Source organism: Nibrella saemangeumensis (assembly GCF_039541915.1).
GTDB lineage: Bacteria > Bacteroidota > Bacteroidia > Cytophagales > Spirosomataceae > Nibrella > Nibrella saemangeumensis.
In genome coordinates this window covers 261466-286011 of the sequence record NZ_BAABHD010000084.1, presented here as the reverse complement: position 1 = coordinate 286011, position 24546 = coordinate 261466, and the positions used below count along the sequence as shown (strand labels likewise).

Annotated in this window: 16 protein-coding genes; 14 read left to right on the top strand and 2 right to left on the bottom strand. The window is 53.2% G+C overall.

Annotated features, from left to right (window positions below; genetic code table 11):
• The first annotated feature begins 278 nt into the window (after positions 1-278).
• The 6 genes from ABD949_RS28830 (at position 279) to ABD949_RS28805 (ending at position 3716) form a co-directional block, all read left to right on the top strand.
• Complete coding sequence (locus ABD949_RS28830) at positions 279-500, top strand: hypothetical protein (RefSeq protein WP_345249689.1); 222 nt, start codon at positions 279-281, stop codon at positions 498-500.
• Positions 475-792 (top strand): QcrA and Rieske domain-containing protein, encoded by a 318-nt coding sequence (locus ABD949_RS28825; RefSeq protein ID WP_345249687.1) that lies wholly within the window; start codon positions 475-477, stop codon positions 790-792. The genes ABD949_RS28830 and ABD949_RS28825 overlap by 26 nt, the downstream gene beginning before the upstream one ends.
• 88 nt (positions 793-880) lie before the next feature.
• On the top strand, positions 881-1711 hold the full coding sequence (locus tag ABD949_RS28820) for a carbohydrate-binding domain-containing protein (RefSeq protein WP_345249685.1): 831 nt from the start codon (positions 881-883) through the stop codon (positions 1709-1711).
• A gap of 261 nt (positions 1712-1972) precedes the next feature.
• Positions 1973-2143 (top strand): Sec-independent protein translocase subunit TatA/TatB, encoded by a 171-nt coding sequence (locus ABD949_RS28815; protein WP_345249683.1) that lies wholly within the window; start codon positions 1973-1975, stop codon positions 2141-2143.
• Between the two features lie 35 nt (positions 2144-2178).
• Entirely contained in the window at positions 2179-2931 is a 753-nt protein-coding gene (locus ABD949_RS28810) for a dioxygenase family protein (RefSeq protein ID WP_345249681.1), read from the top strand.
• 74 nt (positions 2932-3005) lie between these two features.
• Entirely contained in the window at positions 3006-3716 is a 711-nt protein-coding gene (locus ABD949_RS28805; RefSeq protein WP_345249679.1) for a pirin family protein, read from the top strand.
• 117 nt (positions 3717-3833) lie between these two features.
• Here the strand turns inward: ABD949_RS28805 and ABD949_RS28800 are convergent, their stop codons facing one another.
• Both ABD949_RS28800 and ABD949_RS28795 read right to left on the bottom strand, forming a co-directional pair.
• The gene (locus ABD949_RS28800; protein ID WP_345249677.1) at positions 3834-6296 is read right to left on the bottom strand and encodes an ABC transporter permease; all 2463 of its coding nucleotides are present in this window, start codon (positions 6294-6296) and stop codon (positions 3834-3836) included.
• Between the two features lie 37 nt (positions 6297-6333).
• Positions 6334-8715, bottom strand: a complete 2382-nt coding sequence (locus tag ABD949_RS28795) for an ABC transporter permease (protein ID WP_345249675.1) — start codon at positions 8713-8715, stop codon at positions 6334-6336.
• Positions 8716-9062: 347 nt separating this feature from the next.
• Between ABD949_RS28795 and ABD949_RS28790 the strand changes: the two genes are divergently transcribed.
• From ABD949_RS28790 to ABD949_RS28755, 8 genes are all read left to right on the top strand, one after another.
• Positions 9063-9677: an RNA polymerase sigma factor gene (locus ABD949_RS28790; protein WP_345249673.1), complete on the top strand. Its 615-nt coding sequence runs from the start codon at positions 9063-9065 to the stop codon at positions 9675-9677.
• Between the two features lie 84 nt (positions 9678-9761).
• The gene (locus ABD949_RS28785; RefSeq protein WP_345249671.1) at positions 9762-10841 is read left to right on the top strand and encodes a FecR family protein; all 1080 of its coding nucleotides are present in this window, start codon (positions 9762-9764) and stop codon (positions 10839-10841) included.
• 159 nt (positions 10842-11000) lie between these two features.
• On the top strand, positions 11001-14534 hold the full coding sequence (locus tag ABD949_RS28780; RefSeq protein WP_345249669.1) for a SusC/RagA family TonB-linked outer membrane protein: 3534 nt from the start codon (positions 11001-11003) through the stop codon (positions 14532-14534).
• 22 nt (positions 14535-14556) lie between these two features.
• The gene (locus tag ABD949_RS28775; RefSeq protein WP_345249667.1) at positions 14557-16032 is read left to right on the top strand and encodes a RagB/SusD family nutrient uptake outer membrane protein; all 1476 of its coding nucleotides are present in this window, start codon (positions 14557-14559) and stop codon (positions 16030-16032) included.
• Positions 16033-16129: 97 nt separating this feature from the next.
• Entirely contained in the window at positions 16130-19105 is a 2976-nt protein-coding gene (locus tag ABD949_RS28770; protein ID WP_345249665.1) for a right-handed parallel beta-helix repeat-containing protein, read from the top strand.
• Entirely contained in the window at positions 19053-21356 is a 2304-nt protein-coding gene (locus ABD949_RS28765) for a T9SS type A sorting domain-containing protein (RefSeq protein ID WP_345249663.1), read from the top strand. The genes ABD949_RS28770 and ABD949_RS28765 overlap by 53 nt, the downstream gene beginning before the upstream one ends.
• 125 nt (positions 21357-21481) lie before the next feature.
• On the top strand, positions 21482-22957 hold the full coding sequence (locus ABD949_RS28760; protein WP_345249661.1) for a sulfatase: 1476 nt from the start codon (positions 21482-21484) through the stop codon (positions 22955-22957).
• Positions 22958-22977: 20 nt separating this feature from the next.
• A complete protein-coding gene (locus ABD949_RS28755; protein ID WP_345249659.1) occupies positions 22978-24462 on the top strand; it encodes a glycoside hydrolase family 88 protein in 1485 nt (494 codons plus the stop codon).
• Positions 24463-24546 lie beyond the last annotated feature (84 nt).

Here is a 24546-nt window from a genome sequence, read left to right as displayed (position 1 = left end):
CATCTCTGTCGACACAAACCCGAGCTTTATCGATACAGACAAAGTTTTCTCTTCTCTCAATTATTAGAGAGGATGGCTCCATCAGCACAAACCTGTTGCTCTTTTATAAAACCTGTCTTATCGACAACAAACCACCTTTTGCTACACAACTGGATTTTCCGTCAGGTATGCGCTGGTAATCGACACAATCAGCGCTCTTGTCGACACTCTGTCTGGGCGTTGCAACAGTTGGCGGGCCATCAGCGTATTAGGGATAAATTAGTCAAACCTGTACACGCATGACGAACCAACCGTCAGTAGAAACAACCATGAATCGCGGAGATTTTCTGCGTAGCCTTGGCCTTAGCAGTGCCGCCCTGATGTCTCTGTACTGCATGGGTGGGCTAACGGCCTGTTCTTCCAACGAAGTACCAGCTGGCGGCACCTCCACCAACCCCACTTCATCAGGCTTTTCGGGTAACGCCACCGCGGCCAGTGGTATATGTAAACTTTACGCTTGATCTGACGTCGGAGGATTATAAAAAGCTGCTCACGCAGGGGCAGTTTATCCGGGTTGGTGATGTGCTGGTTGCCAATGCGCAGGGCAGTTCATTTGTCGCCGTTAGCCGGCTTTGTACCCACGAAAACGGAAACCTGAGCTACCGGCTGACGCAGAATGATTTTCTATGCGACAAGCATGGTGGTTTATTCAACATTAATGGCAGTGTAAAAGCAGCCCCGCCCACCCGTGCCGTAAAAGCGTACAATACCAGCCTGAGCGCCGATGGCATTAAACTAACCGTGACCGCCTGACGCAGCTTAATCAACTTAATGCTACTGAGGCAGGATTAGCTATCCCGTACATACATTCCTCTTAAAAACGAATTATATCTCCTGCTTAATGAAAGCCACCACAACGAACCTAAGAAGAGTTCTGGTTTCCGGGCTCAGCATCTGGATTGCCAGTAAAGACGAGCTGATCATTAAGAGCTGCACCATGAACATTGCAGCCGGCGATGATGGTATCCATGCCGAAACAAATCTCACCATCAACGGAGGTACAATTAGTATTTCCAAATCATACGAGGGACTAGAGGGCAAGACAATTACCATCAACGATGGTACCATTCACCTTGTCTCCAGCGACGATGGCATTAATGCCCCCGCCGGCAAGGGTACCGGCGGAGGCCCAATGGGTTCTTCCTCGTCCAGCATCTACAAGCTGAACATCAACGGGGGCTTTGTATACGTCGACGCTAACGGGGATGGGCTCGATGCCAACGGCACTATTACCATAACCAACGGCATTGTCCTGGTCAACGGCCCTACGGCCAGCGGCAACGGTGCTCTTGATTATGATGTGTCCTTCCAGATCAGCGGTGGCTTTTTACTGGCGGTGGGAAGTTCCGGCATGGCTCAGGCTCCGGGCACCACATCAACCCAGAACTCGGTGCTGGTGGGTCTGACAGCCGCCCAGCAGGCGGGAACACCAATACACATCCGGTCAAGCGACGGCAAGGAGATCTTTACGTTCAAACCTTCCAAGAAATATCAGCCTGTGGCGTTCTCTTCCCCGACTTTGGTTAAAGGCACTACCTACGATGTTTATTACGGCGGCAGTACAACAGGTACCGGCACCGACGGTCTGTACCAGAGTGGCACCTACAAGCCCGGCACAAAATACACCAGCTTTACGGTGAGCAGTGTTGTTACGAAGGTAAATTCGCGCTAATAACCGGCTGTCTGTTCCAGCTTTACAAGAGGCTGCCTCTATAGGGTCAGCCTCTTGTATTTTAAGCCTTCCAGATAACAGGCATCCATAAGCAAACCGGCAAAAGTACCATAGCCAAAGTTATTCCTTCGGTTTAGTCCTTTTCGTCGGCACATCTGCCCTATTACTCTACACACCGCCTGAGGGGTGAACGAAGAGGCTACCTAACACCGTTAATCAGGTATAAGGCAACAATCATAAAACCTCCGAAAACACAAAATCATGCTTGGATTAGGAACCTCCGAAATATTAATGATTCTGGCTGCGCTCCTGCTGTTCTTCGGCGCGAAGCAACTACCTCAATTAGCCCGTGGTCTGGTCCAGGGCATCCGGGAATTTAAAGACGCAACACGGGATATTAAATCTGTGGTTGACCACACAACCATTAAGTAAGTCACTGACCAATTCAAACCTGTTATACAGTCACAATGGATCGTAAAGAATTTTTGAAGAAAGGTTTCGGCAGCCTGCTGGGAATCGCCACGATTAGTTCTGTGCTGGGTGCCTGCAAAGACTCGGAAGTAGACGCCGTTAGCACAACCGGTTCGGGCACCACCACGTCCACCGGCTCTACCAACGGTAGTTCGGCCAGCAACTGTTCGGTATCGCCCACGGAAACGGAAGGACCTTTCCCAACCAAAGTACCCACCAACTTTGTACGCAAAGACATTCGCGATGATCGTACGGGCGTACCGATGACGATGAACATCACCATCAAAAATGCCAACAGTGGTTGCGCCGTTCTGGCCGGCGCTCTGGTGGACGTTTGGCATTGCGATAAAGATGGCTACTACTCCGAATACGGCGGAAGCGGCATGCAAAGCGTCAACTTCACGAAAGTCGACTTCCTGCGTGGGCGGCAGACGACTGATGCTAATGGTCTGGTCAGCTTTACGTCAATCTTTCCCGGTTGGTACGGGGCCCGGGCTCCGCATATCCACGTCCATATCTACAACGCATCCGGCAAATCGCTGCTGGTGACCCAGATTGCGTTCCCCTACGACGTTGCCAATACGGTATACACCACCGGTCAGTCGTACGGCTACACCAAAGGGGCGCAGGATACCAAAAACGAAACCGATAACGTATTCCGGGATGGTTTCGCTACCGAACTCGCCACCGTCTCAGGCAGTCTGTCGGGTGGTTATACCCTAACGCATACGATTGTTGTTAACGCCTGATTATTAGAGGCTCAGGTGTGGAATGGATCTACTCATTCCGCACCTGATTTTTAACCACGTGCTTACTGCGACAGATGAACACGCACGCTCAAATATACCTCGCCGACCAGCGCGGCTGCTCCGAAACCGATTTCTTCCGCAGCTATCATACCTTCAACTTCGGCCAGTATGCCGACGAAAGCCGCAAGCCGTTTGGCGCATTGTACTTGCTGAACGATGATACGCTGCGGGCCGGAGCCAGTCTGAGCCTGCAAGTGGAGCAAAACACGCAGGTGGTGCTGCTGCCGGTACTAGGTGGACTGGAGTACCTGAGTGATATTGACAGCGGTTTTCTGGAGGCTGGGCAGGCAGGAATTTTGTCCCTGGCTGCCGGTATGCGCTATACCATCAGTAATCCATACGATCAGGAAACCATCAATTTTTTACAGTGGTGGCTTATACCGCCAATAGTCGACTTTACGCCTGGTATTAGTCAGGCTGGTTTTGATCTCTCCCGAAAAAACACGCTTTTACCTCTGGTTGATTCAACCAGTTCCAAAGCTGATAGCCGAAGCTTTATCGGCCGGTACGATGGACGGCAGGAAGGCACCTATACGGTAACAGTTCACTCGAAGGCCACCGGCATTTTTGTGTTCATTATACAGGGTGCTTTCGAGGTGGCCAACCGGCTGCTTCACGAAAAAGATGGCCTCGCGCTGTTGTACGAGAAGGCTAATGCGCTGGAATTTGAAGCCTTGTCTAACGACGCTCTGCTGCTCCTCCTGGACCTGCCGGTCACCGGGTAACGCGGAGTTGCCCTTGTTTACGTCGCCACATTTCAGTGACTGGGCGGCACTTTTCGTCTGACAGGGTAATCTGTTCCCCGTAGCTGCAACGATTGGGCGTGTTTAAGCCTCGACGATTTATTCACTCCGCAGGCTTTTCACCGGGTTCATCAAAGCGGCTTTTACGCTCTGGAAGCTGACCGTCAGCAACGCAATACCCACGGCCAGCAGGCCGGCCAGCGCAAACATCCACCAAGCCAGATCGATGTGGTAGGCGTATTCCTGCAGCCACCTGTCGGTAGCCCACCACGCAATGGGGATAGCAATGACGTTGGCAATAATGACCAGTTTCAGGAAATCCATCGACAGCAGCGAGGCCAGACTGGCAACGCTCGCACCCAGCACTTTTCGCACCCCAATTTCTTTGACACGCTGTTCGGCGGAATACGTGGCCAGTCCAAAAAGCCCCAGGCAGGCAATGATAATCGTAGCCACAGCCCCCCAGATCAGCAGCGTTTGCCGCCGGGCATCCTCCTGATAAAAGTTGGCGAGTTGCTGATCCAGAAAATGGTATTCAAACGGCTCGTCGCTATCCGCTTTCATCATCACAGCTTTCAGTTTTTCAAGGGTTTCAGGAATGCCTCTGGCGTCGATACGGGCGGTGTAGTAGTCAATGTCATGAATCGGATTCTGGTTATACGCCAGGACCAGCGGCTCAATCTTATCGCGCAGCGACTGGAAATGAAAATCCCTGACAATCCCGACGACCCTCGCTTTGAAGGGTTCATTATTAACCAGCACCGGTTCAAAATCCCCCCCCCGCGACATGGCCGGCATCTCCACCAGTTGGCCAGACGGCTGGGTAATGTTTAACAGACGAGCCGCCGTTTCATTCAGCAGTACCGCAGTTGAATCGGTCGGATTGATAAAGTTTCGTCCCTGCACCAGGCCGACTTCAAACGTTTTCAGAAAATCTTTGTCCACCCCGATAAAATAAGCCACCTTAGGTTCACTGGCTTTACCCTGGTTGTTGATCTTAACCGTGCGAATCATTTTCCATTCGCCGGGTACCCGCGACGAAACCGAAACGTTTTTCACGGACGGGATTTTGGCCATATCGGCCTTAATCGATTCATAACCCTTTTTGGCAGCGCCGGTATTGATATCGATTACTACCATCAAATCTTTGTTAAAACCCAGGTTGGTCGTATTCATAAACCGTACCTGCGAAATCAGAACGATGGTTCCAATAATGATGATGATCGAGATGGTAAACTGAAAAACCACCAGAGTTTTGCGCAGACTCAGGTTACCCCGCTGGTTTATCTGCTTCCCTTTCAGCAGCAGAACCGGCTTGAACCCGGATAGCAGCATAGCGGGGTAACTGCCAGACAGCAGCCCGATGAGCAGCGTAGCGGCCAGGGTCATCAGCCAGATCCGGTAGTCGGTTCCAAAACCCAGCGTCAGGTGTTTATTGACCAGCGGATTAAAGAACGGCAGCAGCACATTGACCAACACCAACGCCACAACCAGCGAGAAGCCTGTCACCAGCAGGGCTTCCACCAGAAATTGATACACCAGATGGGCCCGCTCGGCACCGATCGATTTACGAACGCCAATTTCTTTTATTCGGTTAGAGGCTCTGGCGGTCGATAAATTCATGTAATTAATCCCGGCGATAAGCAGAATGAATAAGGCGACAAACGAGAAGATGTTGATGTAAAACGGACTTCCCTGCGCCATAGCCTCAACGTTTGAGTTTCTGGCACCATCGGTAATGCCTTCCGAATGCAGGTGGACGTCGTTCAAGGCTTGCAGGCTATACGATAAACTAGTTCCGACTTCTGGCTTAAAGTTGGTCAGGATGAGCTTCGTTAATTTAGCTGAAACCGCTTCGGCGTTCGTGTTGGGTTTTAGCAGCAGGTAAACCGAAAAATCGGCGGATGACCAGTCACTTGCCGCTGTTTGTTTGAAAAAATCGGCATTCCGGTACGAAGCTTCGGAGACCAGCGAATTGAAATCAAAGCTTGAATTAGGCGGGTGGTTTTTCAGCACGCCGGTCACTTTCAGCGGAGTTTCCATATGGCTGAACTGGAGCGTTTTGCCCAGTACCTGGGTGCTGCCAAACAGCCGCGTAGCCAGATCTTCGTTGATAACGATTGAGTTGGGCTCCTTTAAAGCGGTATTCCGATCCCCAAGCACAAGCGGAAAATCAAAGATCGTTAAGAATTTCTCATCTGCGTTGGTGATGGTTTCCTGAAAATTCACGGGATTTTCAGGATTAATCAGATTCGCCCGCCCGATTCTCGACATCCGCGTCGTACCCTCGATTTCGGCAATCGTTTTAGGGGACTCTTCGGCCAGCTTATAGCTGCCGGCCGCTACGGTGGTGGCTTCGCCTTTTATGCTCTTATGCTGAATAACCCGGTAGATACGGCTGGCCCGGCTATGCTGCTGGTCGAAGGTAAGTTCATCAAACAGATACAGGCCAATAAGCAAGAAGCAGGTGATACCAAAGGCAAGTCCGGCAATATTGAGCAGGGTGTAGAGTTTATTCCGGCCCAGGGTTCGGAGCGCGGTTTTTACATAATTACGAATCATAGCAGGGTGTGGCTTGGGTTATGGATTAAAAATGGGATTAGGATGACACACTTAAATTATCAACCGGGTTCGCATTGGCCGCTTTCAGGGTTTGCGACAGAATGGTCGACAGGCCCAGCACCATCATGATCAGCAGACTAATAATGATTTCGATAAAGCCAATTTCTATCCTGTAATGCTGGACGGTGGCCAACAGGTAGTTGAAAAGCACATAGATCACAGGAACGGTAATCACGCTGGCAATGACCATCAGGATAATGAACTCTTTGGATAAGAGCAGCACCAGGCTTTCGGAAGTGGCCCCCATCACCTTTCGGATGCTGATTTCCTTGACGCGTTTTTTAGTCGTGAAGGAGACCGTCCCTAACAGACCCAGGCAGGCCACTGTGATGGCTAATACCCCCAGAAAGCCCCATAGCTTCATGATCATGATATAAAAACTATAGGCTTCTTTGATCTCTTCTGAAAAAAGCTGTGCGCTGAACTCACCGTCACCGCCAATCTTCTTCCAGAGCGCTTCCATCGCCGGGAGATCGCCCACCACCTCCTTTGATACCAATTTAACATTTGCATACTTGAAGCGGGCCGGATCGTAGTCGAAGTAAAACGGCTTGATGGCTTCTTTGAGACCTGCATAATGGAAATTTTTGAGAACACCGGCGATGCGCACCTCTCGGCCATCCGGTAAGACAAACATCCGGTCAATGGCGGCAAACGGATCTTTCAGATTTAACTTTTTGACAAAATCTTCATTGACAATAATGAGCCGTGCGTTCTCCGCAGCTTTATTACTGAAGTCTCTGCCGGCCAGCAAGGCTAATTTCATGGTTGCAATGAATCCCTCATCGACGGATATAGAAGATGCCGCCAGCGAGTCGGCCTGGTGCGCCAGCCTGACGGGCCGTTCCGGAGCGCTGCTAATGCCCAGGATATGCGACGACAGGGTTATCCGCTGCACGGAGGAGAGCTTTCCGTATTCGTTTTTGAATCGCTGCGCATCCACATTCTTCAGCTCAACATCCAGAACCTGCTGCTGTTCGAATCCAAAGTCGTAGTGTATCGAGTACTGATACTGTCGCATCATAATGACAACAGCCATAATAAAACCAAGGGAAAGCACAAACTGCGTGGTTAGCACAATCCTGCGGAAGTACGAGCGACGGCTTGTCTTTATTTCTTTCCCTTTCAGGGCATTGATGGGCGAAATCTTTGAGAAATACAGCGCCGGAACAATCCCGGCGGCAATCCCAACCAGGATGGCGAATAGAAAGAAGCCAATGAAGGTTGCCGGCGTAGGTGATAAATCCAGGGGTTCGGTCTCAACCATCTGGTATAAAAAATCGCCCCGTATCAGTTCAAAAATCGGATAGGAAAGCAGCAGCGCCAGCAGCACAATGATCGTCGACTCTACGATGAATTGGAGAAAAAGCTGCTTCTTTTGTCCGCCCATCACTTTTCTCACCCCTATTTCCTTCATGCGCTCCAGGGATTGTGAGATCGACAGATTGGCATAATTTGAGCAGGCGGGTATCAGTATGACCAGCGTGATTGAGCCTATGATAAAAAGGCCCAGGAAACTCCAGGTCTGGCCTAAAGAATCATAGAGCTGAGGACCCGGTACAATTTCGGTCAGCGCCTGGAGCCTGAAAGCAGTTTTGTTATCCTTTTTGGTATACCGCTGTCTGGCGGTTTCATCCAGGAGATGCCCGATGGTAGCGGGCTCAGCGCCTTCGGCAAGCAGAAAGTAGACATAGGAATTAGCAAATGATTGCCAGCCCTGCTCATCGGCCAGGAACGAAGCCCCTTTATACGACAGGAAGGTGGCATAGGAAGCTATGGCATCAAACCGCATGTGGGAGTTTTCGGGTACGTCTTTCAGAATACCGGTGATCACTAGATCGCCGTACGGTTCCATGCGGATAACCTCACCCAATGCATCGGTGCTGCCGAACAGTTTCATGGCTTCTGTTTCCGTGATAACAACGGTATTCGGTTTGGTGAGTGCCGTCGCCTTATTTCCATGCAGTAACGAAAAATTGAAAACGTCTAAAAACTCAGGATCTGCAAAATAGCCATACAGCGGAATCTTCTTCTCCTGGTAGATCGCATCGCCCCCCAGTGATCTATGGATGCGGACTACTTTGTCGACTCCGGTAAATTCATCTTTCAGTTTTTGAGCAAGGCCAACCGGAGCAGATGCGTAGTGCGGATTTTCTACATTATCATAGACTTGCGTGGTTACCCGGTAAATCCGGTCTCTGTGGGGATGAAACTCGTCAAACCGGAAAAGGAAGGTGAGCAGGGCCACAAATAATAAACTGGTCGACATGCCCAGGGCTAGGCCAATGATGTTTAATACCGTAAAGAATTTATTCTTGAATAGATTACGGTAGGCAGTCTTAAAGAAATTGGTAAACATAAGACGTTGACTGATCTTACTTGTCAAGAAAGCAAATCCTATGCCTGCCTGAAAAAGCGCTGGTTATCAGGTGCCTATCTGCCAGTGTATTCTATATATTGTCCGTAGGCGGACAGGTGTTCGCCCAATAGTGGACAGGCACCTTTCCCCTTGCCGGTTTCTTTACTCGTTGCCGACCGGGTATTTTTCTCATGTCCTGCGGTGGCTTTCTTTCAGGAAAAGCAAAAAAATAGGGTAGTTTTTTCATCGACCCATCCCTATCTTAGTAATGAGTCAGTTTTATACTTCCACAAAGAAAAAATAGAAGATTATTAACCATACACAATTCTACTAACCCAACTGTACGCATGGGACAGATGACCTCCCGACTCGCTCGACAGCACCAGGAAAACCAGGAGAAGATCATATGGAACAGCTTCAAAAAAGGCGATAGCCAGGCATTTGAGCAGTTATACCAACGGTACTTCGCCATACTAACCCGCTATGGCTTCCGGCTCACCGCTAACCGCCAACTGCTGGAAGACGCCATCCAGGATGTTTTTGTGGAGTTATGGCGACGGAAAGAGCATCTCGCTGACGTTGAAAACGTAAAATTTTACCTGTTGTGCGCTTTACGCAACCAGATTATCCGCAACATCCGCCACGACCGCTTTGAAACGGCCGAAGACATCGACGACTTTCTGGATTTTCTGGTGTCTCTGTCGTCGGAACAGCATACCATTCAGACCGAAACCGAAACCAGCCAGCGGGAGCGGATACAGCATGCCATTACCCAGTTGAGCGGACGGCAGCGCGAGGCCATACATCTTCGGTTTTACCACGGCCTAAGTCTGGATGAAATGGCTCAGCTTATGGGACTCACCAAGCAGTCTGTCAGTAACCTGCTTTTCAAATCGTATGCAGTGTTGCGGCTCGGCCTACGGTTCATTTCAACCCTGTATGTGTTGCTTTTCCCCATTTAATTCTTAAAAACTAACCGGGCAAGGGTATTTCCATCCCGTACCGGCACCTGTAAGGGTAGCGATCGACTTTGTTAAATTCTCAAGATGAAACATCCTCCTTTCCAGCTAAGCGATTTTCTGAACGACGATTCGTTCGTTCGCTGGGTACTCAACCCGGAAGAAAATACAGCCTGGGCATACTTCCTGGAACTACACCCCGAGCAACAAACACTGGTGGATCAGGCCCGGCAGGTGATACTGGATATCTACTCGGCTGAGCAGCAACCGATTTCGGATGAACCGGATAAACGGGCGGTCTGGGCCAGAATTGAAGCGCACACGATCGGGGAGCCAGCCGTGCAGTCTAAGCCTCTATTCTGGCAGGCATACTCCTATCAGTTTGCGGCTGTTGTGTTGGTACTGGTCGTTGTGAGCATTATAGCGATCCTGCCGGCCCGGACAAAAACAATTGGCTATAATGATCTGATTGCCAAGGCGGTTACCCAACGAATGGAGAAAATCAACACCACGAACGCAGCGCAGCGAATCGTGCTGGAAGATGGGAGTATAATTACCCTCGAAAAGGGGGCAAAACTGAGTTACCCTGCTCATTTCGATTCCCGGCGACGCGAGGTAGTGCTGAGTGGTGAAGCTTTTTTTGAGATTACGCCTGATCCGGGCCGGCCGTTTTACGTATACGCCAACGAGCTGGTAACCAAAGTGCTAGGCACCAGCTTCCGCATCAGCGCTTTCGACTACGATAAGCAGGTTATTGTGAAGGTACATACGGGCCGGGTATCCGTTTTCAAGCAGGAGCATGTCGAGATCAATGATCCTGAAACGGGCGGATTGGTGCTTCTCCCCAATCAACAGGCCATTTTCAGCCGGGAGAGCGCACTCCTGAACAGACGTCTGGTAGACGAACCCCAGCCTGTGCAGCCGGTGGCCACCATCTCCCGGAAGTACTTTGAAGAAACGCCGGTACCGGTTGTACTACAGGCGCTGGAGCGCGTTTACGGCGTGTCAATTCTATACAATGCCGATGTTCTTGCCGGCTGTTACATCACCACTACGCTTAGCAATGAGTCGCTGTACGATCAGCTGGAGGTTATCACACAAACCATCGGAGCAACGTACAAAGAGATTGACGCCCAAATTCTTATTGAGTCGAACGGGTGTCGATAACCAATGAAAAAGACCTAACTGTTTCCTATGATCTGACTTTACGTAACCTCTCTTTTAAAAAAGGGGAATGATGGTGCAACATCACTCCCCACTACTCCGCAGCTTAGGGAGCTGCCTGAGCCTTCGTTTTGTCTTTCCAGAACAAAAACCATTAAATGTATGTCAATTTCCTTCACCAAAAAAGAGATTTTCAATCTTATGAAAATCACGACCATTCACCTGCTCCTTATAAGCTGCCTGGCTTCTTTCAGTGTAGCCGGACCCACTCTTGGGCAGGATCGTTTGCAGGAACGGATCAGTCTGCACGTAAAAAATACCGACCTTAGAACCGTCCTGCGCGATATCGAAAAGAAAGCGGATGTTACATTTTCCTACCAGAAGGGGGTAATTGCCCCGAACGATAAGATCAGTCTGGAGGCCACGGATGAAACCCTGGAGCGGGTACTTCAGCAACTGTTTACATCGCGCCAGATTCGCTATCAGGTAATTCGTAGCAACAAAATTGTCCTGACCCGCCCGAATTACACGGGTCAACTCCAGGAAACTACCGAACAACTTCCCGATGGGCAGGCAATAGGACAATCCAGACAAGTCAGCGTTGACCAAACCATCCGGGGCCGGGTAACCGACGAAACCAACGCTGTCCTGCCGGGTGTCAGTGTCGTGCTGAAAGGTACCCAGCGGGGTACCACCACCAATACCGACGGTCGCTTTGAGCTTTCCGTTCCCGAAACAGGGGCACCGGTGCTGGTATTCAGCTTTGTGGGATACAAAACCCAGGAGGTATCCGTCGGGACGCAAACTACCCTTCAGGTATCGCTGGCACCCGAAAACAAAGCCCTGAGTGAGGTGGTCGTCGTGGGCTATGGTACCCAGAACCGGCGGGATATTGCGGGCGCGGTTTCTTCCATCGATGCCCAGAAAATAGCCGACCAGCCGCTCACGGGCTTTGACCAGGCCCTCCAGGGGCAGGCCGCTGGTGTGCAGGTGAATCAGACGTCAGGTACGCCCGGTGGAGGGGTAACGGTACGCATCCGGGGAGCCTCTTCCATCAACGCCAGTTCTGACCCCCTGTACGTCATTGATGGTGTACCCATTACCAACAATGGCGCTCTGGCAGGTAGCTTACCCACGGTACAGCCCATTAACCCGCTATCGACCATAAATCCGAACGATATTGAATCCATCGAAATCTTAAAAGATGCCTCGGCAACGGCCATCTATGGTTCCAGAGGAGCCAATGGCGTGGTACTTGTCACGACCAAATCAGGCAGGGATGGGCGCAACACCATGTCCTATAATACCTATTACGGCTTTTCCAAAATCCGGAAACAGATACCCATGCTCAATGCCGGTGAGTTTTCGGCTTTTGTGATTGAATCCAACGAAAATGGGTGGCTCGACCGGGGTAACAACCCCAATGTGGCCAATGCCAGCCGGGGGGCCTGGAGAAATTCCGACCTGGTGCTGGACCCTAACCATCCCCTGCGGGCTAATACCAACTGGCAGGATGAAATTTTCAGAACGGCCGCCATCAAAAATCATCAGCTGTCGTTCAACGGCGGGACCAGCAAATTACAGTACCTTATTTCGGCCAACTACTTTGACCAGGAGGGAGTCATTATTGAATCGGGGTTTAAGCGTTACTCGTTCCGGGGCAATATCGACGCCCAGGTAACGGACAAAATAAAAGCGGGCATCCGGTTCAATCCTTCTTACAGTTATAATCAGCTGGTCGATAATGACGGTCACTTCGTACGGGGCGGCCTGGTCAACAGCGCCCTGCTGGCCGCACCCCTGTACCCGGTTTATGATGCCAACGGAAATTACGTCAGCCAGACTGCCCTCAGTACCAACAGTACCGGTATAGGCCTGGGCAACATCGACAACCCCGTCGCACTGGCCAGGGAGTCGTCGTTTGAGGTGGGGCATCTGCGGCTGTTGGGGAATATGTACGTGGAAGCCGAACTACTCAACGGCCTACGTGTCCGGACTTCGTTTGGCGGGGATATCAATGCTTTCCGGAACCGGGAATTCAGGGGTTCCAAACTGGCCAATGGAGGTAGCCCCCCACCCAGTGTACCGAGCGGGGCGTCCCGGTCTTCGCAGGATATCAACTGGCTGAACGAGAATATCCTGACCTACGACCGTTCTTTTGGCAACCACAAAATCAACACGACGCTGGGTTACACCGTCCAGAAATCAGATTATGAGCTGAATGCTGTAGGGGCCATAAACTACCCAAACGACCTGGTCGAATACGTAGCGGCCGGGCAGGTGACCAGCGGTACAGCCCAACGCGAGCAGTGGGCGCTAGAATCCTACCTGGGACGCATCAACTACTCCTTTAACAGCAAATACCTGGTAACGGCCAGCTTTCGCCGAGACGGCTCGTCGCGCTTTGGTACGGGCAACAAGTACGGCAATTTCCCTTCCCTGGCGCTGGGCTGGCGGGTTTCAGAGGAGCGCTTCATGCGGGATCTGGATGGTATCAGTAACCTGAAAATACGAGGCAGCTACGGGCTTACCGGTAATTTCAACATCGGCAATTACTCGTCTATCGGCCAGCTTTCACCCGTCCGGTATGTTTTAGGAACCGCTGCAAACCTGGCAAACGGCCAGTTTATTTCTACCCCCAATAACCAGGATCTTACCTGGGAAACCACCTACCAGGCCAATGCGGGTATAGACATCGGCTTTTTCCAGGGGCGTTTAGAGCTATCTGCGGATATCTACAAAAAGAAGACTAAAGACTTGTTGCTGGCCATTGATGTTCCACACTATTCCGGCTTCGGAAGCGCCCTTACCAACATAGGCGAAGTAGAAAATAAAGGGATTGAACTGGCCATTAATTCCGTCAATACAACCGGTGCGCTAAAATGGAATACGAGCTTCAATATTTCGGGGAACCGGAACAAGGTTGTCGATCTGGGACCCATCGAAAGGCGCTTTGTCAGTACGGACTTAGGCGGAACCACGGCCGTGCTGGTAGAAGGTCAACCGTTTTCCCAATTCTGGGGGTTGCGTTCGCCGGGGATTTTCAAGTCTACCGAAGAAGCCAATGCTTACGTCAACGCCAGCGGGACTAAAATTCAACCCAATGCCTCGGGTGGGGATGTTAAGTATATCGACGTGAACGGCGACGGAAAGATAGATTCGGAAGATATGACCTTTATCGGCAACCCGAACCCCACGTTTATTTTCGGACTGGGAAACAATTTGAGCTGGAAGAATTTTTCGTTGAATGTGCTACTCTCGGGCAGCTACGGAAACGATATCCTAAACATGACCCGCCGGATATTGATTGGGGGCAGTTCCAACTTCAACGTGACCCGCGACTACTGGCAGAATCGCTGGACGCCGGAGAACCCCAATGCCACCGAGCCCAGAGCCATCCGGGGTGACCGCAACGGTAATACCTCCACTTCCACCCGGATTGTCGAGGACGGCTCCTACCTGCGGCTTCGCAACATCGTACTCGCCTACAACCTGCCCAAGCCCCTGATCAGCCGGGTAAAACTGGCCAATGCCCGCGTTTATTTTTCCGGGGCCAACGTACTGACCTTTACCAAATACAAAGGCTTTGACCCTGAAGTAAACGAGTATGGCAACAGCGCCATCTCGCAGGGCATTGACAGCGGTGGGTACCCGTTGCCAGCCACGTATACCTTTGGCATTGACCTCACTTTCTGACGAAGCTAAATCCGTTACCACTATGAAATTAAGAACTATAAAGCTATTGGTTTGTAGCGCATTAACCCTATTTCTGTCGGGCTGCGGGGAGGATTTCCTGAACCTGGCCCCCATTGACAATCCCAACGAAAGAGCTTTCTTCCGAAACGCCGATGATTTTAATCTGGCGGTAATAGGTGTGTATGATGCCGTCAATGAGCGCCTGCTGGAGCAATCGGGCTGGGCCCTGAAAGAGATGCGGTCGGATAATACCGAGCAGCACCAACTGGCCCTTGGCGGTTTTGCCGAAGGGTTCAATCAGATCAATGAATTCTACGTACTGCCCGATAACGGGCTGGTCCTTGACCATTGGCGGAGTTCGTACTACGGCATATCGCGGGCCAATACCGTGCTAACACGGATCGGCAACATCGACTTCAGCGAACAGCTGAAGAATCAGTACCGGGGTGAAGCTTTGTTTCTGAGGTCTTACCTCTACTTCAACCTGGTGCGGCTGTTTGGCGATATACCCATGCCTACCCAGGAATTTGCCACCCCATCGGCCGCCTTTGGAGAAGGCCGCGTGCCTGCCGAACGGGTGTATCAGCAGTTGATCCAGGATCTAAAAACAGCAACGGGCTTTCTGCCACTGAGCTACCCGACGGGGCAACGAGGAAGAGTAACGCAGGGAGCTGCGCGGGCCTTGTTGGCCAAAGTATACCTGACGGTGGGTCAGAAGGCCGAAGCAGCCAGTGAGTTACGACAAGTCATCAGCAGCAACCAGTATCAACTTCTTCCGGATTATGCCAAACTATGGGGCAGAGCCAACAAAAATAGCGCTGAAAGCCTGTTTGAGCTGCAGTTCAAATCAGGGGGTGTTGGCGAAGGCAGCACCTATGCCGACGCCTGGCTGCCGGCTCGGGCTGGCCTGGACATATACGGAAGTACCTACCGGGGCGGTGGCGGACAGGGCCTGAACTCGCCCACCCAGGATATTATTGCGGCTTACGAAAAAGGCGATCTGCGCAAAAAAGTTTCTGTAGCCGAGTCGTATACTAAAGCAAACGGGCAGGTAGTGCTGGAACCCCGAATTCTCAAATTCTCAGATGCCCCCAGCCTACCCCTTGACTCCGATGACAACTTTCCAATTATACGCTACGCCGATGTACTGCTGATGCTGGCCGAGGCCGTGGGCCCTACCGGCGAGGGCTGGGACCTGCTTGACCGCATCAGGACCAGAGCCGGCCTGGGCAATGCGGACCGGACCCAGAATTTTGTGGATGTCTTACTCCAGGAAAGAAGAGTGGAATTTGCTTTCGAAAACCACCGCTGGTTCGATCTGCTTCGCTTTGGCAAAGCGCTGGACGTTATGAGTGCTCATTTGCAACAGCGCAAAAACAGCAGTACACCTTATCTCTACAACAAGATCGGTCAGGTTACCCAAGGCAAGCTTCTCTTTCCCATTCCGCTGCGTGAACTTCAGATCAACAAATCACTGACCCAGAATCCAGGGTATTAAGCTGAATTAAGGTTAGGGTAATTCGTTATCAGCCGGGCCAGAAGGTCCGGCCAGATCTCTCTTTGTCTCTTCAAAACGATATCTCACCTGCAAAATCATGATGCAACGACTCTATACGGTACTCCTTTTGCTGCTTTGGGCTACGGTTGCTCAGGCGACCACTTTTGTGGTCAATACTACTGCTGATGGACCGGGTGAGCCTGGTCCGGCCACGCAAACCTTACGCTGGGCCATCGCCGAGGCCAACGGCGATGGCTCCGCCACCCCGCAGGAGCCGCACCTGATCCGGATTGACGTAACGGGTACCCTGGTGCTGACGTCCCAACTACCCTCCCTGGGTACCCACATTTCCATTCTGGGGCCCGCAACGGGTTTCACTATTCAGGCCCACAGTGGCATCAGGCCGCTGGGTACCCCGGCCGGCAACACCATCACCCTGACGAATCTGACTATTACCGGCGGGGGAGGCTTAGGACTGGGCGGGGGCGTACTCAACAATAGCTCTACCATGACCCTGATCAATTGCACCATCTACGGCAATAGCGCCACGCAACGCGGAGGAGGTATTTATAGCAGAAACCTGGGTGGCGCTAACCCAATACCGCAGTTACACCTGATCAACTGTAAAATTCACAATAATGCATCTACCGGTACCAGCACAGGCCATGGGGGCGGTGGCGTCTATGCGGATGGTCCTGTAACCATCGAAAACTCGCAGATTTATAACAATATGTCCGCCGGGCTCACCAACGGGGGTGGCGGTATTTACGCCATCTCTTCCCTTTCCCTCACGAACTCGGCCGTCTACGACAATCTCTCTACCCGGGGGGGCGGGGGTGGTATCTATGTAGCCGGTACCCTCATAATAACCGGCGGTAGCCTGTACGGGAACACCGCACGGGCTATCGGTGGTGGGGCCCTTTACAAAACGGGGGGAAGTACCTCCACCCTGAATGGGGTGACGGTCCGTAACAACCTCACCGAAACAGGGTCCAGCAGCCACGGGGCTGGTCTTTTCTTCAACAGTACCGGAGCTGTTTTCATTAGTAATTCAGCTATTCATAACAACCAGGCGCTGGCGACCAGCAGCGGGGGGGGCGGTATTCGCTTTGCCAACTCCGGCAGCGCCACCATTACAAACAGTACTTTATTTGGAAACAGCGCTACCGGAGCCGGGGGCGGAATTTCCAATGCCAGCACCGGTAGGATCACCCTGCACCAGGCCACCGTAGTAGCCAACAGCGCTGGCGTGGGCGGAGGGTTCTGGGGAGCTTCCAGCGCCAATTCCTGGCTGAACTATTCGATCGTATCCGGTAACACGTCCCCCAACGGGGTAGACCTCAATGGTAGTTTCAACTCCGAGTTTAACTACAACCGGCTGGGCAGTGTCAACGGCTATACCTGGGTAAATCCGGACCCTGCCAATACCACGGGCAACAGCCTGTTGCTGCTGTACGGTACCACTACGCCTACGCTGGTTGACAACGGTGGCACGGAGGGCATTACTCAAACGGTGGCGCTGGTCGCCGGGGCCAACCCGGCTGTACTGACCGAGGCAGGTACCATTGCCTCGCTGGCAGGGGTACTACCCAAAGACCAGCGGGGTTTCCTGCGTAATAACCCAAACAGCCGGAGTATCGGCGCGTACGAGCGCGACGCGCAGGCCTTTTACCTGGCCGACATCGAAGCCAACGAGTTGCTGTACGTACTGCCGGGCAGCTCGCAGGTACCTGTCACTGCCAGCCTGCTCAGCAGCGCCGGTGGTAATCTTACGTCCGCTACTGTCCGGATTACCGGGGGCTACCGGGAAGGCAAAGACCAGTTGACAGCGACGGAACTGCCCGCGGGCGTCAGCAGCAACTGGGATGCCTCTACCGGTACCCTGACCCTGTCCGGCAGCGCGTCGCCCCTGGCTTACCAGACCGCGCTGCGCCGGGTGACTTACCAGAATCTCAATTCTTTAGCTCCCGATTTCGGGCTGCGAACCGTCGCGTTCACTACTTACCAGGAGGCTATCGCCAGCAACCTGCTCAGCCGCGTGATCAACGTTACCCCTCCTCCGCAGCCTCTGTTGGGGAGCATGGAAAGTACCGCTCTGGAATACGTCATTGGCTGTAATGAGGCCGTTTCGTACCGCCTTACCACCAGTTCGGTTGTTGATGCGTTTGGATTGAATTCGCTTACTGTACAAATTACGAACAACTACCAACTTGGCAGCGATGTACTTTCCCTGCCCGTACCGCCCGCCGGCATGACGGCCCAATGGGACCCTTCGGTAGGGAAGCTAACCCTCACAGGCAACCTGCCCGGCCTGGTGTACCAGCAGGCCCTGCGGGCGGTTCTCTTTAAAACGACCAGTGCCTCGCCCAGCCTGGCTGCCCGAACGGTTACAGTCACCATCAGCGATGGCTTCAATCCGCCGAGCCCCGGCCAGGATACCCGCACCCGGCAAATTCAGCCGGTAGCACCGACGGCTGCCGCATTCCCCGGTCAGAACGTTGTTTTCCCCAATGACGCGGTTATTAATATCCTTTGTTACCGGGCCGACCTGAACCAGGGCGTAGTGGACGCTACCCCCTACATTATGCAGGCGATTGCCGAGCACACTCGGGACCCCTACCTGGCGGTGAAGCGGAAGGTACTGTACTTTCCCAACGGTACCTATAAGTTATCGGATGCTGTCTTTGTGGACAACCTCAACGCAACCTTCACTGGTAATGGCAACGGTAAGGGGATTATTTTTCAGGGACAAAGCCGCGACCATACCATCCTGAAACTAACGGACAACAACCCCAACTTCCAGAACCCCGACAATCCCCGCCCGGTACTGAGCAACTCCCGCGCCGACTACCAGCCGGGTAGCTTTGTGAATGTCGCCTTTAAGCAGGGCGTATTCAACCTGACCATCGACGTGGGCAGTGGCAATCCCGGTGCGGCTGGCCTACGGTTCATTGCCAACAACCAGGGCAGTGTACGGGATGTACTGATCCGGTCCGCCGACGGACTGGGCTGGGCTGGACATGGAACGGGCCAAAATTCCCGGTCCTTCCCTGATAAAAAATGTGACCATTGAGGGTTTTGACTACGGCATCCGGATTGCTTCCCCCAATTACAGCATGGTGATGGAACACATTACCATCAAGAACTCACGACTGGGAGGTATCCTCAATACCGACAATGTCCTGAGCATCCGCAAGCTCAAAACCTCCGGTCTCGGGGGGCCGGCGGTACTGAGCCGTTCGGCTAACAGCATGATCACTATCGTTGACTCCGAACTGGAAGGCTCTTCTGACGCTTCCGCTCTGGTAAACGAAGAAGGCTACGCGTTTGTACGAAATGTCACGGTCACTGGTTTTGCCAGCAGCCTGACCAACCACGGCACGACTATCACGGGACCCATCGAAGAATTTGTACACGGGTCAACGCTTAAAAAATGGGACGATACCCCCACCAAAACCCTCAACCTGAAAAAAGGAGCCATTCCCGATGCGCCCGAAGTACCCTGGGACCTGCCCGAAAACTGGGTGAATGTCTGTGACTTTGCCGGTGGCTACGTACCCGGCGTGGATGCCGCCAACCCGCAGGACATCGGTCCGGCTATCCGGGCGGCCATTGCGTACATGAATCAGCCGGGCAACGAAGCCAAGACGACGCTCTATTTGAAACCTGGTATCTACACCATCGCCAGCCCGGTCACCATCTATGGCAACGTCAGGCGGTACGTCGGCAACTATGCCGCCATGTTCACAACCGTAGAACTGGAAAATCAAACCACCGCCCTCTTTACCATCCAAAGTACCAACTACCCGGCCGTCGTCCTCGAAGGCATCAGCCTGCCGCTTCCGTTGAGCTGGCCCGGCAGCGTGGACCGTCGCAAGCGATTCCCCCTGTTTGAAAATAATTCAGACAAGGATATGGTGATCCAGAATGTCATGTGCCATACCGGGAAGATTTATAAGACCGGAACCGCCACCGGAAGGGTATTCATCGAAGATGTCAAAGGAGGCAACCACAGCAACGTAGCGCCCGAACCCTTTAAAAACTCGATGCCTCCGGAGGGAACTCCGCAGTTTGAATTCAGGAATCAGGAGGTGTACGCCCGGCAGTTGAACCCCGAGCAGATTGAAACCAAGGTACTTGTTGACGGGGGCTCCCTGTACGTGCTGGGTCTGAAGACCGAGAAATTCGGGACGCTGGTAAAAGCCATCAACGGGGCCGAAGTAGAAATACTGGGTGGACAAAGCATTGCCGCCGACAATGTACCCGCTGATATGCCCGCTTTTGAGGTAATCAATGCCAAAGCCAACTTTATTTTCAGTGAGCAGGTAAGTACCACCGCCTTTACCAACCAGCAGTACTTCAAGCGACTGGTGACCGAAACGCGGGGTGATGTAACACGCTACCTCGAGCGGGACGAAACGCCCAAACGACTAATATCAGCGGGTACGCCCGTGTCGGTCCTGAACCTGTACATAGCCCGCCCCCTCGACGCGCAGACCATTACCTTTACGCAGCTGGCCGATGTGGTGTACCAGAGTAACCCGCCCCAAAGCTTTGCCCTGACGGCTACGGCCACCTCCGGCCTTCCGGTCAGTATCGAGCTGGTGTCGGGTCCCGCTACACTGTCGGACGGTTTATTGACCATCACCGGGATCGGGCCTATTACCCTGAAAGCCTCGCAGGCGGGTAATCAGGAGTACGCCCCGGCGGCCGATGTAATTCAGACGTTTACCGTTACAACGACCGATAAGGATAAAGGAGTAAAACCCATCCTGGAATGTATTGTAGACAACGGCGGAGACCAGTGGACCGCCCGCTTCGGCTATAAGAATGACATGGATATGCCCGTGTACATACCCGCCGGACCGGCCAACTACCTGACACCCGCCGGTACCAGCCAGGTCGTCCAGTTCCAGCCCCAGCGGGTGCAGAACGCCTTTACGGTCTCTTTTCCGGCTGGTGGACAGGTATCGTGGTCGGTGGCCGGTCCCGATGGGAAGCTGCGGACCGCTACGGCAACCACAAAATCTGTAACCTGCGCGGCCGGAGCCCGGCTGAGCGTAAGCGAAGCAGCAGATAACCAGGTATTTAGACTGTACCCTAATCCTTCCGAGGGTAAGCTTACCGTGGAATGGAACCGGGACGAGCAGTTGGAACCCACTGCGAAGCTGTTGATCCATACGATCCTGGGACAGACCGTCCTGGACCGGAAAGTAGCGGGCAACCGGCAGGAACTGGAACTGCGGGAGCTGCCGGCGGGCGTGTACTTCCTGCAAATAAACACCAGCCGCCGTTCCCTGCGGAAGCAGTTTATTATCAAATAGAAGGGTATATGGATCCGATTTGATTATCCTAAAAGCAGGCAGTACCCGGATTGGGAAGGATACTCTCCACGCCAACAGGGGTCTGCCTGCTTTTAGGGTTATGTTTTTATTAATCCAAAGTACACATGCGCAAATCGGTAACAGCACTAGCCATCGGCCTTTTCCTACTCCTGGGGTACCCGGGGCATCCGCAAACGCCAGGAAAGTATAATGTCCTGTTTATTACCGTGGACGACCTGCGGCCGCTGCTGGGCTGCTACGGGGATACGCTGGTCAAAACGCCCAATATAGATAAACTGGCCAGCCGGGGCCTGCTGTTCAATCGGGCCTACTGCCAGCAGGCAGTTTGTGCTCCGTCGCGAGCTTCGCTGCTGACGGGTAAGCGCCCGGAGACCATCCGGATATTTGACCTCGAAACGCCGGTACGAAAGGCAGTACCTGACGTGGTTACGCTGCCTCAGCTATTCAAAAACGCAGGGTACCACACGCTGGGGATGGGCAAGATCTTTCATCACCCCAACCCCGCGTCTTTTTCACAACCTGAATGGTACTTTTCAAAAGCCCTGTTCAGTCCGCAGAAGGCTGAGGAAATCAAGGACCTGGTTGACTCGCTCAAAGCCAGTGGCGTGGACTGGTCCGACTGGAAAAACCGCCGGCGCGGTCCGGCCTTCGAAGCGCCCGAAGTTCCCGACTCCCTGTTGATGGACGGGGAACTGGCCGTACGGGCCATGGAGCAGCTCAGGCAGTTGAAAAAGGGGGCCGAAGCAGGTACGCCTTTTTTTCTGGCCCTGGGTTTTTTGAAGCCCCACCTGCCCTTTGTGGCTCCCCGCCGGTACTGGGAGTTGTACGACCCGGCCCGCATTCCGCCCGCTCCGAATCCGTATCTGCCCGTGGGGGCACCCGCCTACGCCCAGCACAGCTCCGGCGAACTCCGGACCTACGACAATATTTCCAAAGGCAAAGCCATTGATGCCGAACTAAGCCGGGAGTTAAAGCATGGATACCTGGCCGCGGTCAGCTTTGTGGATGCGCAGGTAGGGCTGGTACTGGATAAACTGCAACGACTGGGGCTGGATAAGACCACCATCGTGGTACTGTGGGGAGACCACGGCTTTCAGCTGGGTGAGCATAACATGTGGTGCAAGCATAACAACTACGAAATCTCTACCCGCGCCCCGCTGATTGTATCCGTGCCAGGTATGCGACACGCGGGGCAGGCTACCAACGGACTGGTAGAGTTTGTGGACGTGTACCCAACGCTGGCCGATTACGCAGGACTGCCCGTAGCTAACGACCTGGAAGGCATCAGCCTGCGCCCCCTCATCGAACAACCCCGGCGGGCGTGGAAAAAAGCCGCTTTCAGCCTGTACCCCTGGAAGATACCCGGCGTAGGCGACGGCTTCGGCTATACCCTGCGCACCGACCGCTACCGGCTGGTGGAATGGACCGTTCCCGAAAAAGGATTTTACGAATACGAACTCTATGACCACCAGACGGACACCCAGGAAAACAAAAATCTGGCGGCACTTCCCGCCTACCGGCCCGTAATGGAAAGGCTGAAAAAGCAATTACACCAGGGCTGGAAAAAAGCGCTACCCTGACTGGGATGTATACTATTACTATGAATCAATTAACACGACGACAGTGGTTACGCTCCGCATCGGTACTCACGACTCTGCCATTTCTGCCGGGATGGGAGCCCAATAGACCTCTATTCCCTTACCGGTACCTTGTTGCCAAAAACCCAGGTAAGATCCCCGAAGTACCTGTTTATATTCCATTTGACTGGGTGGCTGCCCGTGTGCCCACCGAAGGAAAAGGATTACGGCTACAATGGGAGAAAACAAGCGTCACAAAAGGAGTACGTCTGCGCCTGACCAGCGCTACGGATGTGCGGGAAGAAACCCGTATTCAGGTAAGGACCGCCCGGTCGGGAAAGTCAATCGGGGAGTTTGATATCCGGTATGCTGTGTACATGCAGCCCTACGAACTCCTGGTTCCCGATGAGCTGGTACCGGATATAATGCAGGAAGGGGTGGTACTCCATCAGTCCCACGGACAGAAACCTTTCTATGTATTCACGGCCGGAACTACCAGCCAGTCGGCACCGGCTGCCTACCTCCCCCACCTGCTGTTACCAGGTTCAGGTCCTGCATCGGATGCCTGGAAGGACCGGCTGCTTTCGCTGGAATCGTTGCAGACCTTCGGCTGGATGCACGGCTGTAACCTGGATGGGATTCACGAACTTTCCAAAAACTCCCGCCGGGCCCGGGAGGTACTTCAGGCCCATTTGGCCATGTACTTTGGCAAGCAGGACCTGGTCTATGCCAATCTTAATAATCAAAAAACTACCAATCAGGTCAATGGAGTGGAGTCACTGCTCCCCTTCGCGATCCTGGCCCAAAGCCAGCCCAACCACCCCTTGCTCAAGCTGGCCATTGACTTCAGTAGCTCTCACGTCGACGCCCGGGGAGTGATAGCCGATGGACAGGGGAACCGACCAATCAAGACCGAGGAGTGCTACACCGTGAGCTACCCGCTGGCGGTAATGGCCCGGCTGCTGAACCAACCCGAGCTGGCAGCGCTCTCCATAAGTACCCTGAAAGCCAGGGTGGAGCGGCTGGACCGGGAGGAAACTATCTACCAGCGCACCCTGGAACAGGGCGAGCCGCAGTACCCCAACTGGGGCCGGGGCGTCGTATGGTACCTGCTGGGCCTGGCTAAGACGCTGCACCACCTGCCCGAGGATGAACAGACGCGCCTGCTGCGGGCGGTTTTCAGATCGGCGGTAACGCGGGTCCTCGCCCGGCAGCAGCCCAACGGGCTGTGGTACTGCTTCACCGACCAGCCCGACACCGGATTTGAAACCTCGGGTTCGGCCGGCATCGCGGCTGCCTTAGCCTATGGACACCGGTACGGACTTCTGCCGGACCGGGTACTCCCGCACATTGAACGGACGCGTCGGGGTTTACAGCCTTACCTTACGCCCGATGGCTACCTGACCGGAACGGCGCAGGCCAATAAAGGAGGCCCGGCCTTACAGACCGGAGGGTACCGGGTGATCTCTCCCTATACGCTCGGGTTTCTGGCGCATTTCATGAAGTAGCGCTATTTCCCGCTACTCACAGACCGATATAAATCAATGATGAACAAAGCATGATTTTTCGATAAAAATGGCTTCTCGTACCTT